This is a genomic window from Chryseobacterium candidae, assembly GCF_004916905.1.
Taxonomy (GTDB): domain Bacteria; phylum Bacteroidota; class Bacteroidia; order Flavobacteriales; family Weeksellaceae; genus Chryseobacterium; species Chryseobacterium candidae.
The window spans coordinates 1-13,522 of sequence record NZ_SDLV01000004.1 but is presented as its reverse complement, the minus strand read 5'-3'; the positions used below and the strand labels follow the sequence as shown (position 1 = coordinate 13,522).

The 13,522-nt window shown below is 34.3% G+C and carries 12 protein-coding genes; all 12 read left to right on the top strand.

Annotation, left to right across the window (positions count from 1 at the left end; genetic code table 11):
* The 12 genes from EK417_RS02610 to EK417_RS02555 all read left to right on the top strand — a co-directional run bounded on the left by EK417_RS02610 (position 1) and on the right by EK417_RS02555 (position 13,355).
* Positions 1–1,002 (top strand): glycosyltransferase family 2 protein, encoded by a 1,002-nt coding sequence (locus EK417_RS02610; protein WP_136521249.1) that lies wholly within the window; start codon positions 1–3, stop codon positions 1,000–1,002.
* A 108-nt stretch (positions 1,003–1,110) separates the two neighbouring features.
* Positions 1,111–2,229: a glycosyltransferase family 4 protein gene (locus EK417_RS02605; protein ID WP_076595509.1), complete on the top strand. Its 1,119-nt coding sequence runs from the start codon at positions 1,111–1,113 to the stop codon at positions 2,227–2,229.
* A 34-nt stretch (positions 2,230–2,263) separates the two neighbouring features.
* Entirely contained in the window at positions 2,264–3,151 is an 888-nt protein-coding gene (locus tag EK417_RS02600) for a polysaccharide biosynthesis/export family protein (protein ID WP_076595510.1), read from the top strand.
* 2 nt (positions 3,152–3,153) lie between these two features.
* On the top strand, positions 3,154–5,652 hold the full coding sequence (locus EK417_RS02595) for an exopolysaccharide transport family protein (protein ID WP_136521248.1): 2,499 nt from the start codon (positions 3,154–3,156) through the stop codon (positions 5,650–5,652).
* A gap of 212 nt (positions 5,653–5,864) precedes the next feature.
* Entirely contained in the window at positions 5,865–6,755 is an 891-nt protein-coding gene (locus EK417_RS02590; protein ID WP_076595512.1) for a DUF6089 family protein, read from the top strand.
* 1 nt (position 6,756) lies between these two features.
* Positions 6,757–7,506 carry an undecaprenyl pyrophosphate synthase gene (gene uppS / locus EK417_RS02585; RefSeq protein WP_076595513.1) on the top strand — a complete coding sequence of 250 codons (750 nt, stop codon included), beginning with the start codon at positions 6,757–6,759 and terminating at the stop codon, positions 7,504–7,506.
* A gap of 28 nt (positions 7,507–7,534) precedes the next feature.
* Entirely contained in the window at positions 7,535–10,069 is a 2,535-nt protein-coding gene (gene bamA / locus EK417_RS02580; protein WP_076595528.1) for an outer membrane protein assembly factor BamA, read from the top strand.
* An 8-nt stretch (positions 10,070–10,077) separates the two neighbouring features.
* Entirely contained in the window at positions 10,078–10,632 is a 555-nt protein-coding gene (locus EK417_RS02575; RefSeq protein WP_076595529.1) for an OmpH/Skp family outer membrane protein, read from the top strand.
* A 65-nt stretch (positions 10,633–10,697) separates the two neighbouring features.
* Positions 10,698–11,201, top strand: coding sequence for an OmpH/Skp family outer membrane protein (locus EK417_RS02570; RefSeq protein WP_076595514.1), 504 nt, complete (start codon positions 10,698–10,700; stop codon positions 11,199–11,201).
* A gap of 70 nt (positions 11,202–11,271) precedes the next feature.
* Positions 11,272–11,757 carry an acyl-CoA thioesterase gene (locus EK417_RS02565; protein ID WP_076595515.1) on the top strand — a complete coding sequence of 162 codons (486 nt, stop codon included), beginning with the start codon at positions 11,272–11,274 and terminating at the stop codon, positions 11,755–11,757.
* A 9-nt stretch (positions 11,758–11,766) separates the two neighbouring features.
* Positions 11,767–12,663: a dTDP-4-dehydrorhamnose reductase gene (rfbD, locus tag EK417_RS02560; RefSeq protein ID WP_438830147.1), complete on the top strand. Its 897-nt coding sequence runs from the start codon at positions 11,767–11,769 to the stop codon at positions 12,661–12,663.
* Positions 12,664–12,674: 11 nt separating this feature from the next.
* Complete coding sequence (locus EK417_RS02555) at positions 12,675–13,355, top strand: hypothetical protein (protein WP_076595517.1); 681 nt, start codon at positions 12,675–12,677, stop codon at positions 13,353–13,355.
* Positions 13,356–13,522: the final 167 nt, after the last annotated feature.

The following is a 13,522-nucleotide window of genomic DNA, read 5'->3' as shown; positions in this document are numbered from 1 at the left end:
ATGACACATGTTCCCTCAAAAGTATCTATTATTGTTCCTGTTTATAATGTCGAAAATTATTTGACAAAATGTCTTGACTCTCTGGTGAATCAGAGCCTTCAAAATATTGAAATTGTTGTTGTGAACGATGGAAGCAAGGATAACTCTAAACAAATAATTAAAGAATTTGCACAAAAATATCCGGAAAAAATAAGAGCTTTTACTAAAGAAAACGGAGGCTTGAGTGATGCCCGAAACTTTGGTATTGATAAATCTACTGGTGACTATATTGGTTTTGTAGACAGTGATGACTATGTTACTGAGACCATGTTTGAGGAAATGCTTCTCTTAGCAGAAAAACATCAGACAAAAATGGTGATCTGCAATATCCAGAAAGTGGATGAGAACGGAAAGGTTATCCAAAAACTGACACAGCTGCCTGATATGCCTGAGAAAATACCCCTTGAAAAAAATTTCTCAGTATTTTCTGATATCAGCTACTTTGCATGTAATAAGTTGTTCAAAAAAGAGCTTTTTAATCAAAAAAGATTTAAAATAGGAGTTCATTTTGAAGATATTCAGCTTATTCCACAGCTTTTGCTGGAATGTGAAACCATTGCGCAGACTCAGAATTTCCACTATCAGTACCTTGAACGTACTGATTCTATTACAAAATCCCACACAGAAAAAGGGCTTGATATATTAAAAGCAGTGTGTGATGTGGAACAAATATTTAGTAAATCTCCCTATTCCCATAAAAAAGAAGAGTTGAAAAATTTTCAGATTTTTGAAGGGGTTTACTCATTTTTGGCCTATCTGGCCTTTGTGAAAAAAGAAGAAATATTTTATAGTATGTCGGATCAATTGGTTTTTTTTATGAAGGAAAGACAAATAAAAATTCAAGATATATTGAAGTATAGTCGTTTTGGTAAGAATTATCTTTTATCTTTGCCTTTGAAGAAAAAGATTTTTTATCTGTTGTTTTTTGCAGGACAGAAAAGGTTGATAAGAAAATTGATTTAGTAAACACAAATGTAAGTACTATTGTTTCGGTCAATAGAAGATGATAATGAAGTTAAGTCTGCATTGTGATTTTTTATTTAGGAGATACAAGTGCTGAATAAAAAAAGAATGAAAAATTTTGAATTGTTCTTAAGCGGATCGGGAATACCTATTTTCTATATAAAAATAGGGCTAGGTTTCGTGTTCTCGTTTTTAATTACATTTTTCTCTATTCCTACCATCGTCAAGATTTCACGAAGAAAGAATCTTATGGATGAGCCTGGAATAAGAAGCTCGCACCTTAGAGAAATTCCCAATCTTGGTGGAATTGCCATCTTTTATTCAATAGGAATATGTGCTTCTATTTTTGCCTATGAATTATTTGATCTTTACAAATTTTTATTTGCCTCATTAATTATCCTTCTCTATGTAGGCGTAATGGATGATATTGTAGTAATGAGGGCTTACAAAAAACTCGTTGCACAAATTGTTGTTTCTTCCCTGATTGTTATTGGTTCTGATATCAGAATCAGAAGCTTATTCGGAATCTTTGGAGTATACGAGCTGGAGTACTTTGTAAGTGTGATATTCAGTATCGTAACATTTATTATTCTGATTAATGCATTCAATCTGATTGACGGGATAGATGGGCTGGCAGGCGGCTATTCTGTGATCTGCAGCGCTCTGTTTGGAATAAGCTATTACCGTTTGGGAGAGTATAACTATCCGCTGGTGATATTATCCGTTGTTATTATCGGAACTGTACTGGCATTTTTGTATTATAATTTATCAAACTACCGTACCCGCAAAATATTTATGGGAGATACAGGCTCTATGCTCCTTGGTTTTTTATTAGCTTTTACATCTATTTGTTTTATAGATATTTTTATAGATAAAAATCTGATAGATGTACCTAGATATCACCTTCAGTCTGCTCCTGTAGTAGCGGTAGCCATTCTGATTCTTCCGATTGTAGATACTTTAAATGTAATTATGATCAGGCTTTATAATAAAAAATCTCCATTTGATGCCGATAAAAACCATATTCATCATAAATTGCTGAAATTGAACCTTACCCATAGGAGATCTACTTTCTATATTATCCTTTACTATCTGATGATTGTAGGAGTAGCTTATTATTTAAGACATATTAATGTCAATCTTTTATTATTGGTGATTATTTCAATAGGTTTTTTTGGCGCTTATTTGCCAGATTTGCTATATCGTTTAAGAAATAACAAAAATTAACAATTAAATATTACTTTTGTAAACAATATTATATATGATGAAAAACTTTAAATATTTATTTTTAATATTCCCTCTTTTAGTTACCTCATGTATTACAACAAAGGATGTAAGATATTTACAGCCAAGTGAGAGTCTCGTAATTAATGAGGAAGGTCTTGTTCCCTACAATATTCCCGTATATAGGATTACTAAAAATGATATCCTTAATCTTAACATTGTTACAACGCCCAAAGGAGATGCTGCACAGTTTTACTCTTCTTACAATTCCTCCGGAGGAATTGGAACCGGAAGTGTATCAAATTCTGCTCTATCAGGCGGAGGTATAGCAGGCGGAGGTGGAGTTGGAGGCAATTCCGGGGTAAGCAGAGGAGGAAATATGAATTTTTATTTTAACGGACTCAAAGTAGACTCCAATGGTGATATCAATGTTTTTGGAATTGGCTATGTAAAAGCGGAAGGGAGAACATTAGAAGATATTAGAAAAGAAATTCAGGAAAAAGTAAATGAAAATTTCCAGGAAGGTAAGTCTGAAGTACGTTTGAATACAGACGGTATCACCTATTATATTCTTGGCGATGTAGAAACTACAGGGCTTTCAGGAGAGAAAGTAGCTCATAAAAACACTCTTACCATTACTGAAGCTTTAGCTATTAATGGTGGGCTGAACAGAACGATCGATAAGAAAGAGATCGTTATCCACAGAAAACTTCCGGAAGGAATCAAAATTGCCAAAATAGACCTTACCCGGGAAGATCTTATGAACTCTCCTTTTTATTATGTTCAGAATGGTGATGAAATCTATCTGAATACAAGAGCAAAAAGCTTGAATGGATTCGGAAAAGATCCTATTCAGACTTTAACAACTGGAGTTTCGGTAATTACTACAGCATTGTCTATTTATTTACTTCTTAAAAATCTTTAGTCATGATTCCAGAAAGAGTAAACGCTGCAGAGAAAAATAATTCTCAGAAAGAAAAGTATGGATCATTTGCATTGTTTGATTTAGAGCACTTTTTAAGAAGGGTTCTTAAGAACTGGTATTGGTTTGTATTCATGTTTTTTATCGGCTATGCGATTGCATGGGGATACACTCATTACTATGCACAAAATATTTATGCATCAGACTTGTCATTAAGTACTTCCAGTAAAGGCTCTGAGTTTTTACCCACACAGGCTAATCAATCTATCAATTTCATTTGGGGAGATACCGGAAATCAGGATGGGCTTTATCTGAAGAAAATGCTTTTATCCAGATCACATAACGAATTTTTGGTAAAAGAACTGGATCTTTATGTCAATTATTCTACCAAAGGACTGATAAAATCTACTTACCTGGATAAAGATGATTCACCCGTTTTTCTTCAGATTGATAAAAAACATCTTCAACAGATTAATTATCCTATTACTCTGATACCCAAAGGAGATGGAGCATATCAGGTGGTTTTACCCGAGGAAGGAGAATCTACAAACTTATATAATTATGAAGTTGAAGGTTTCCAGAGTATCAGCGCATATAGCAGACCTGCTGATAAAATCATTAAAATCAATGAATGGTACAATTCACCTAACCTGAGATTCAGACTGGTTAGAAATCCTGTTCCTTCTAAAATCAAGCTGGATAATATCATTGTAAACCTGAAGTCCATAAATGAGAGTGTGAATGAGATTGTTTCTACCACAGGTGTAGACTTTGATAAAGAAATAAGATCAATCATGATTATTACCAAAACAGGATATAATCTTAATAGTACAGTTAATTTCCTTAATAAATCTGTTGCAGAACTACAAAAAAAGAGATTGGCTGATAAAAATATAGTTAATAAAAACACAGACATTTTTTTAAAAGAAAATCTGGATAATATCCGTAAAAAGCTCGATTCAAGTGCTAATGTGCTGAATTATTTAAAAACCTCAGAAAAACTTTATAATATTAAGGACAGAGATGAAAAATCTCTTGAAAAAATAAAAGATCTGGAGGCTAAAAAAGCAGATATCATAAGCAAAATCAACTCACTTAACAATATAAAAAACACCCTGCAGTCTCAGAATTTTGATAAAATGATTGGAACCAATGCTGCAGGTTTTGAAGATGGAGTATTCTCAGCAACAGTTTCTGAACTGAAAGCTTTATATACTAAAAAAGCAGAAATGGCTACTATTTATAAGCCGTCATCAGAGCCAATGAGAGAAATCAACAGGCTTATTGATGAAGCAAGGATGGGATCATCAAACAGTTTAAGAGGATACTATAACAGATATTATGATGAGATCAGTAAAATTGATCGTGATATTTCAGGAGCCAACTCAGATTTAGCTTCTTACCCTGAAAAAGAAAGAAGATATTTAGATGCAGAGAGAGGATATAATATGATTGAGGCTACTTATAATAGTCTTTTGGGAAGACAGAGTGATACAAAGATGAGAATGGCTACCAATCAATCTGATATTACTGTCATTGACCCTGCTAAAAACTTGGGACAAAGTGCTATCGGACCAAATGTAAAGTTAGCGAAAATGGCTATTATCTCTGGATTGCTGCTGCTTCCTTTACTGTTCATCTTTGTGGGTGAAGTATTAGATAGTAAAATCAGAAATATTAAAGAGCTGTTAGGCGCTACGAAAATTCCACTTCTTGGAGTAATAGGAAATAACAGCAATGAAAATATGCTTACTGTTCTGGAGCAGCCAAAGTCATCTGTATCTGAGGCCTTCAGGGGAATAAGAGCCAATATGAGATTCTTAATGGATAATGAAAGTGAGAAAGGAAAAGTTATTTTGATTACATCCTCCATTGGAGGAGAAGGAAAAACTTATATTTCTATCAATTTGGCATCTGTAATAGGATTAAGTGACAAAAAAACAATATTATTAGGAATGGATCTTAGAAAGCCGAAAATATTTGGTGACTTTAAGATTGATAATAAATATGGTATATCAAATTATCTTACAGGAGAAGTAGGTATTGACCAGATTATTAACAAAACTAAGATCTCTAATCTTGATGTTGCTACTTCAGGTCCTATTCCGCCAAACCCGTCTGAACTTTTAATGAGCCAGAGAAATATCAGATTTATAGAAGAGCTTAAAGAAAAATATGATTTCATTATTATAGATTCACCACCTGTAGGTCTTGTGGCCGACTCATATGAGCTCATGAAGCATTCTGATGCTAATATTTATGTTGTAAGGCATGAATATACAGAAAAGTATATGCTGAAAATGATTACTGAAAAGTATCACAATGACGAAGTTAATAATCTGGGACTTGTTTATAATGATTATAATACCAAACAGGGCTACGGATATGGCTACGGTTACGGATATGGTTATGGTTACGGATATTTTGATGAAGATAAAAACTATAAAGAGCCATTACTAATAAGGATCAGAAATAAAGTACAGGTATTATTCAATAAAAAATAAAGCATTAAACCCTCATTTAATGGGGGTTTTTCATGTGTAAAATATTTTCATTCTATGGAAAAAAGAATATTTTTGCCACTTTGCCGTTTACTTTATAACAAATTATGTTTTTTTGTTTATTTTTAACTAAACATTAAGATTATCATTAATATAAAAATGTTTTATATTTGCAAAAATTAAATTTTAAAATAACCATAAATCCATATTCTTTTATGAATAAAAAATTATTGTTTAGCTTCCTTGCCTTCCTTGGAGTGGTAAGTGTTAAAGCACAAAGAAACGAATTGGGAGTTCGTCTAGGTATGAGTAACCTAGTGGGAGATGTAGGAAGGACAAATTATATTTTACAGAAGCCGTTGGATTTAAGCAGAGTGTCAGATTGGGGCATCCCATTTTATGGTGGTTTATTATACAGATTTAATTTTAACCCGCATCAGACCGTTAGATTGGATTTAGGATATAACCAGATTCAGTTTAGTGATAAGGCGGCAAAAGAAGATTATAGAAGAAATAGAAACTCATACGGAAAAAATAATGTGTATGAGGCGAGTTTAATGTTTGAATATAACTTTTTTCCAGTAAATAACGAGCAGATCAGCATGCTGAGCCCTTACATCTTCGGAGGTATTGGTGCTTTGATGTTTGATGCTCCTAAAGCGACTCTTGTGAATGATTTCAGAAGGGATGCTGACGGTGTGGCGCAGGCTCCGGTCAATGAATTGGATTTTACAACCACCACAGATTATTCATTAGGAAAAAAAGTAACAATGCATATCCCTTTTGGGGTGGGTTTGAAGTATAAATTCAATCATACCTGGGCTATATTTGCAGAAGCTACGTTCAGATATACATTAACGGACCAGCTGGATCATAGTAAGATCCTTTCCAAAGATGTAAAAACTTCTTTCAATGCTGATATTTTGGACCCTGCTACAGGTGGTTCATTATTACAGTCAGGAAATTATTATGCGGTTTCTAAAGAAAGAGAAGCAGAGTTTATTAAAAAGAGAAATATTGGAGATGGAAGATCCAACGACTGGATAAATACATTCAGTTTAGGACTTACATATTCGTTCGGAAGACCTCCGTGTTATTGTGAATAATATGTCGTTGATTAAAGAAAAAATAAATTCTGAGAATTTACCAAAACACGTAGCCATCATTATGGATGGCAATGGAAGATGGGCAAAATCTCGTGGCGAAGAAAGAACTTTCGGTCACAAAAATGCCATTAATGCAGTAAGAAATGCCATTAATGCATGTAATGAGATTAATATCCCCTATTTAACACTGTATACATTCTCTTCGGAAAACTGGAACCGTCCAAGTGAAGAAGTGAATACCCTTATGAATCTGTTGGTAGAGACCTTGCTGCTGGAAGCAGAAGAAATCTTCAGCAAAGGATTGAGAATGCATGTTATAGGGAATCTTGAGAAACTGCCTGTATTAGTAAAAGAACAGTTGGAACGTGTGGTAGAGCTTACAAAAGAAAACACAAAAGGAAACCTTGTATTGGCTATTAGCTATGGCTCGCAAAATGAAATACTGGAAGCCGTAAAAAATATAAGTTCTGATGTAAAAGAAGGAAAAGTAGAGATAGAAAATATAAACGAAAGTTTATTCGAAAACTATCTTTATACAAAAGATTTTCCTCCTGTAGATTTACTGATCAGAACCAGCGGCGAAATAAGGATAAGCAACTTCCTGCTTTGGCAGATTGCTTATGCAGAATTACAGTTTTTAAATGTTCTGTGGCCGGATTTCACCAAAGATATTTTTTTCCAATGTATTGTTGATTATCAAAACAAGGAAAGAAGATATGGTTTAACCGGTGAACAGGTAAATGGCCAATAAAATTTTAAGAAAAGAAAGACTCGATAAAATGAAGTTTAGACTATTACCCATCATTATGTTTGCTGCTTCTGCACATTTTTATGGACAAGTAACTCCACAAGACAGCACAAAAGTAAATAATGCTGTACACGCAGAAAATGAGGCAGGAACTTATACACTTAAAGACATTGTTGTAGATGGGGTAAAAAAATATACACCAGCTCAGATCTTAAGATTTACCGGCCTTACAAAAGGAGAAAGTGTAGACATTCCGGGACAGAAAATCAGCAATGCTGTAAAAAAACTTTGGGATACCCAATCTTTTTCTGAAGTGGAAGTTTATGTTCAAAGCATTGAAGGACAGACGATCGTTCTGAAATTTTACCTGCAGGATCTGAAAGAACTTGGAGAAGTTAAATTTTCAGGAAAAGGAATCGGTAAATCTAAAAGTGAAAAACTGGCAAAGGATAACAACCTTAAACCAGGAACTAAGATTACTCAGAACTTAGTTTCAAGCCTTAAAACCAATGTCCCTAAAGACTACATCAAAAAAGGTTTTGCTGATGCTAAGATCACGATTCAGGATAAAGTGAATGCAGGAGATCCTGCGTTAGTAGACTGGACCATCAATGTCGATAAAGGTAAAAGAATTAAAATAGACCATATTGAATTTGAAGGGAATGAAAATGTAACCGACAGAAAACTTAGAAATAAAGCTTTCAAAGAAACTAAACAAAAACGTTTCGGTATCGGTGGAATATTGAAGTCCTCAAAATTCATTGAAGATAAATATCAGGAAGATAAGCAGAGTCTTATCAGTTATTACAACTCCCTTGGATACAGAGACGCTAAAATTGTTTCAGATTCTGTATGGAGAAACAAAAGAAATAACTACGAAATCAATGTAAAACTTAATGAAGGTAAAAAATATTATATCGGGGATGTTACGTTCACGGGGAATACAGTTTACTCTACAGAATATTTACAAAGATTATTAGGATATAAGAAAGGTGATATTTACGATGCTGTAGGTTTCAACAAAAAAGTTGGTGAAGACGGAGGTAAAGAAGATGATTCAGATATCAAATCTGTTTATATGAACAATGGATATCTTTTCTCTAATGTAACACCTGTTGAAAAATCAGTGTCTGGTGATGCCGTAAACCTTGAAATAAGAATTAATGAAGGAGAACAGGCTACCTGGAATAAAGTAACATGGCAGGGAAATACGACAACCCATGACCACGTGATTCTTAGAGCTCTAAGAACAAAGCCGGGAGAGCTATTCAAGAAAACAGAAATTAAGAGAACCTATTTCGATTTGGCAGGGATGTCATTCTTTGACCCTCAGCAAATCGGGCAGGATATTCAGCCAAATCAGGTGGATAATACCGTAGATATCAACTGGAAGCTTGTAGAAAAAGGATCTTCACAGGTTCAGTTACAGGCAGGTTACGGTGGGAACAGCTTTATCGGTACTTTAGGATTAACATTTAATAACTTTTCGTTAAAGAATTTCCTTAAGTTTAAAGATTTCAAACCGGTACCTCAGGGAGACGGACAAACGTTTTCTATTCAGGTACAGGCCGGACAATACTTCCAGAATTACGGAGTGTCATTCTCAGAACCTTGGCTATTTGGTACAAGACCAACAGCCCTTTCTGTAAGTTTGAATAACTCAAGAGTAAGATATACAGATCAGTACGGAGCCGCTCAGAAGTTAAATATCTTCTCCGCTTCAGTAGGATTAAACAGACTCTTAAACTGGCCTGATGATTATTTCTCACTTTACACTGGTTTACAGTTCCAGAAGTATGACTTCAATAACTATCCGTTTCAGTTTGGAGATACCACAGAAAATAATGGGACTGCCAATAACTTCAGTATCAACCTGGGACTGAGCAGAAACTCAGCAGGTATTGACCCTATTTTCCCAACAATGGGATCCAATATTGAACTTTCAGCAAAACTGACTCCTCCATACTCATTGTTTAAGAAGAAAGATTACTCCACAATGTCACCAATTGACAAATATAAGTGGATGGAATTCTATAAGATTAAATTCAAAGCAGATGTTTACAATGAGATCATAGGAAAACTTGTCTTGAGATCTTCTGCAGAAATGGGATTCATGGATGGATATAACAATCAGTTGGGTGCTCCGCCATTTGAAAGATTCTATATGGGAGGGACAGGTCTTTTCGGAGGTCGATATGACGGTAGAGAATTGATTCCTTTAAGAGGATATGAAAATGCCAGTACAGAAGGAGGTCAGGCTGATGATATTACTCAAAGAGGAGGAGGTACTATCTATAACAGATTTACTTTAGAACTAAGATACCCGATCTCAATGAGCCAGACGGCAAAAATCTACGCTTTGACATTCGCTGAAGGTGGTAACGTATGGAATTCATGGAGTTCTTACAGCCCATTCCAGTTGAAAAGATCAGTCGGAATTGGTGTAAGAGTTTATATGGGGGCATTTGGATTGATCGGATTCGACTTTGCACTAGGTCTTGATAAGACAATTTCAGGTGATAAGTCCGGATGGAGAAACCACTTCTTGATGAACCAAACATTATAATTACAAAGATGAAGCACTTTAAAATAATTTTCACATTCGCATTACTCTTACTTTTCGGCTTGAACAATGCCCAGAAAATCGGAGTAGTGGATACTAATGAAATTTTAAATAAATTACCTCAGTACAAAGAAGCTGAAGCAAGATTAAATTCTCAGATCGATACCTGGGAATCTGAACTTCAAAGCCTTCAATCTGAATATGAAAGAAAAAAGGCTGCTTTTGAAAGTGAAAAAGTTTTATTAATAGGCGACCAGCTTAAGCTTAGAGAAAAAGAAGTTGCCGATCTTGATAAAAATATCAAAACAACAACAAGTTTGCGCTTTGGAGCTAACGGTGAAATTACAAAACTGAGAACAAACCTGGTTCAGCCTTTTCAGGATCAGATCTGGGGTGCCATTAAAACAATGTCCGAAAAAAATGGCTTGGGCATAGTTCTTGATAAAAGCAATAACATTAGTGTTATTTTCCTTCAGTCAAAATATGATTACACCGAAAAAGTATTGTCTATTTTATTAAAAGGAACAGACAAGAAGGAAAAAACAAATAGTAAAGGCAAAAAATAATAAGGGAATTAACTTTTGCTATATTTTAAAATCTAAAAACAAATTAAATTATTTATTTACCAGTTATGAAAAAATTAAGTGTATTATTTGCAGCAGTAATGATGGTTGTATCTGTAGGTATGGCAAAAGCTCAAAAAATTGCTACTTTAGATGTAATGGGAGTTCTTAACGCAATGCCGGAGAAAAAGAAAGCAGATGCTGATCTTAAAACATTCTTAGATACTAAACAAGCTGAGATTAAGAAGAAAGCAGACGCAGCTCAAACTAAATATCAGCAATACCAAACTGAAGCTCCTAAGAAAACAGCTGATGAAAACAACGCTAGAGAAGCAGAAATGAAAAAATTAGCTGAAGAAATCCAGCAAATGCAGGAAAAAGCTCAAAAAGATCTACAGGCTAAGCAAGATGTAGCTTTCGGTCCTATTGAGAAAAAGCTAAATGAGGCAGTAGAAAAAGTTGCTAAAGCTAGCGGATATGATTATATTATGGATGCAAACTCAACAGCATTCCTTTATAAAGCAGGACCAGACGCAACAGCAGCTGTAAAGAAAGAATTGGGAATTCAATAATTTCAGCAAATTAACAAAGATTTATAAAACTAACCACCTCTTTTAGAGGTGGTTTTTTTATTTTTGCGGAATGGAAAAAGAAGTATCAACTACCGTCAAAGTTAGGTTTAGTGATTGTGATCCGATCGGACACTTGAATAATGTAAAATATCTTGAGTATATGTTCAATGCCAGAGAAGATCATGTAGAGACGTTTTATGGGTTTACCTATGAAGAATATACCAAGAAAACCGGCTGTACCTGGATTGCCATTCAAAATGAAATAGCCTATTTGAAAGAAGTAAGATATAATACACAGGTAGTGATCAGCAGCAAGACTATCGATGTACAGGATAGAACGGCAAAAGTCGAAATTTTAATGAAAAGTCTGGATGAGAAAACGGTTCATGCCGTACTTTGGGTGACTATTATTTATTTTAATGTCAAAACAAGAAAATCTGAAGTTCATCCCGAAGATATCAAAGAAATTTTTGATAAATTTTATGTGGATCTTATCCAAAAAGACTTCCAGTCAAGAGTGAAGTTCTTAAGATCTCAGAATGCCAAAAACTCTTAATTCCATCTTATGGAAGAGTCCAATTTAAAAATTAATAATAATCAAATGAAAAAAATAGCAGTAATAGGTAGTAACGGACAATTAGGAAACTGCATAAAAAAGATTGCCCCTGATTTTGAACATCTATATGAATTCTTATTTACAGATTCATCTATTTTAGATGTTACCAATCAAGAGCAGGTGAATGATTTCTTTTATGATAACAAACCTGATTATTGCATCAATGCCTCTGCATACACCGCAGTTGATATGGCAGAAAAGGAAAAAGAAAAAGCCTTTGCTGTTAATGCAGATGGAGTAGCTTACCTCGCTCAGGCGTGCGCGGATTTTAAATCTTTTCTGGTCCATATTTCTACAGATTACGTTTTTGATGGCACCACAAATCTTCCCTATTCTGAAGACGATTTTACCAATCCCATAGGTGTATATGGAGCATCAAAAAGAGAAGGAGAAGAGCTTGCTCTGGAAATCAATCCAAAAACAATCATCCTGAGAACTTCATGGCTGTATTCTGAGTTTAATAAGAACTTTGTGAAAACAATGTTGAATCTTTTCTCTCAGAAAGAAGAGTTGGGAATCGTTGCTGACCAGTTTGGACAACCAACCAATGCAAACGATTTAGCAGAAGCTATTATGAAGATTATCGAAGCACCACAAAAAACGTATGGCATTTTCCATTTCTCAAACTATCCGGAGACAAACTGGTTTGAGTTTGCCAAAAAAATTGCAGAATTTTCAAAATCACCAATAAAATTAAATCCATTAACCACTGAACAGTACCCAACTCCTGCCAAAAGACCTGTAAGAAGTACCATGTCTTTGGATAAAATAGAGAACGTTTACAAAATAGAACCCAAACATTGGGAAAACAGTCTTGAAGAATGTGTTGATATTCTTTCACACTAATACTATTATATATGAAGAATATTGCAATACTCTTTTCCGTATTATGTATCCAGCTGTGGAGTGCACAGAATGTTTATATGACCAGAGTTGAAAAAACAAATGACAACTCAGATAAGTTCTTCTTCAGGAAAGAAGCTGCCGTTGCAGATGCTATTTATTTAGGAGAGGTGGAAGTACAGGGTTTTTCAAAAGATGATGCACTCGTATTTTCCCTGGTATATAAAAAAGCAAAAGAGATTGGTGCCAATACATTTGAATTAAAACCTTTTGAAAATGTTGATGGAACCCCTCAGGCATTTAATGCTGCCAATTATAAAATCGCCTTATATTACACACCTAAAGAAAAGTTAAATGCTAAACATGGGGAGATGTATATATTTGCCTCCTCTGAAAAAGAACAGAAAATAAGCATTAACCGTAAAGATTACACTGTCGCTCCAAGATCTTTTTTAAAATTAAAAGTTATTCCAGGAGAAGTTTATACAATTTCAACCAGAAAACTATTGGGTTCTACAGTAAAAATTCAGCCAAAAGCTGATGATGACAATGTTTACTTCCAGATTTCATCTTTAAAAGTGAAACCGGATCACTCTGGGGTGGGAGGCTTAAACCTTAAATCAGGAGATATTATCGGTCTGGAAAAATCCTATGCAGAATTTTTGAGCGCTATCTATACAGAAAGTAAACTATAAAAACTAGCTATAATAAGCATATTGCTGATCTTGCTTTATATAAATTCTGATTTGAGAATTTTTGTTTAAAATTTTTCACCTTGCTATCCAGTAGATTAGGATAAAATATCGTTTCAATATGAAATTTATGTTAACTAAACTTGTTTTGCTTTGTAATAAGTTATTAT

Bases quoted from the DNA above. Each gene is read 5' to 3' on its own strand.
- EK417_RS02610 (WP_136521249.1), top strand. From the start codon at position 1: ATGACACATGTTCCCTCAAAAGTATCTATTATTGTTCCTGTTTATAAT.
- EK417_RS02605 (WP_076595509.1), top strand. From the start codon at position 1,111: ATGAAAAATTTTGAATTGTTCTTAAGCGGATCGGGAATACCTATTTTC.
- EK417_RS02600 (WP_076595510.1), top strand. From the start codon at position 2,264: ATGATGAAAAACTTTAAATATTTATTTTTAATATTCCCTCTTTTAGTT.
- EK417_RS02595 (WP_136521248.1), top strand. From the start codon at position 3,154: ATGATTCCAGAAAGAGTAAACGCTGCAGAGAAAAATAATTCTCAGAAA.
- EK417_RS02590 (WP_076595512.1), top strand. From the start codon at position 5,865: ATGAATAAAAAATTATTGTTTAGCTTCCTTGCCTTCCTTGGAGTGGTA.
- uppS (WP_076595513.1), top strand. From the start codon at position 6,757: ATGTCGTTGATTAAAGAAAAAATAAATTCTGAGAATTTACCAAAACAC.
- bamA (WP_076595528.1), top strand. From the start codon at position 7,535: ATGAAGTTTAGACTATTACCCATCATTATGTTTGCTGCTTCTGCACAT.
- EK417_RS02575 (WP_076595529.1), top strand. From the start codon at position 10,078: ATGAAGCACTTTAAAATAATTTTCACATTCGCATTACTCTTACTTTTC.
- EK417_RS02570 (WP_076595514.1), top strand. From the start codon at position 10,698: ATGAAAAAATTAAGTGTATTATTTGCAGCAGTAATGATGGTTGTATCT.
- EK417_RS02565 (WP_076595515.1), top strand. From the start codon at position 11,272: ATGGAAAAAGAAGTATCAACTACCGTCAAAGTTAGGTTTAGTGATTGT.
- rfbD (WP_438830147.1), top strand. From the start codon at position 11,767: ATGGAAGAGTCCAATTTAAAAATTAATAATAATCAAATGAAAAAAATA.
- EK417_RS02555 (WP_076595517.1), top strand. From the start codon at position 12,675: ATGAAGAATATTGCAATACTCTTTTCCGTATTATGTATCCAGCTGTGG.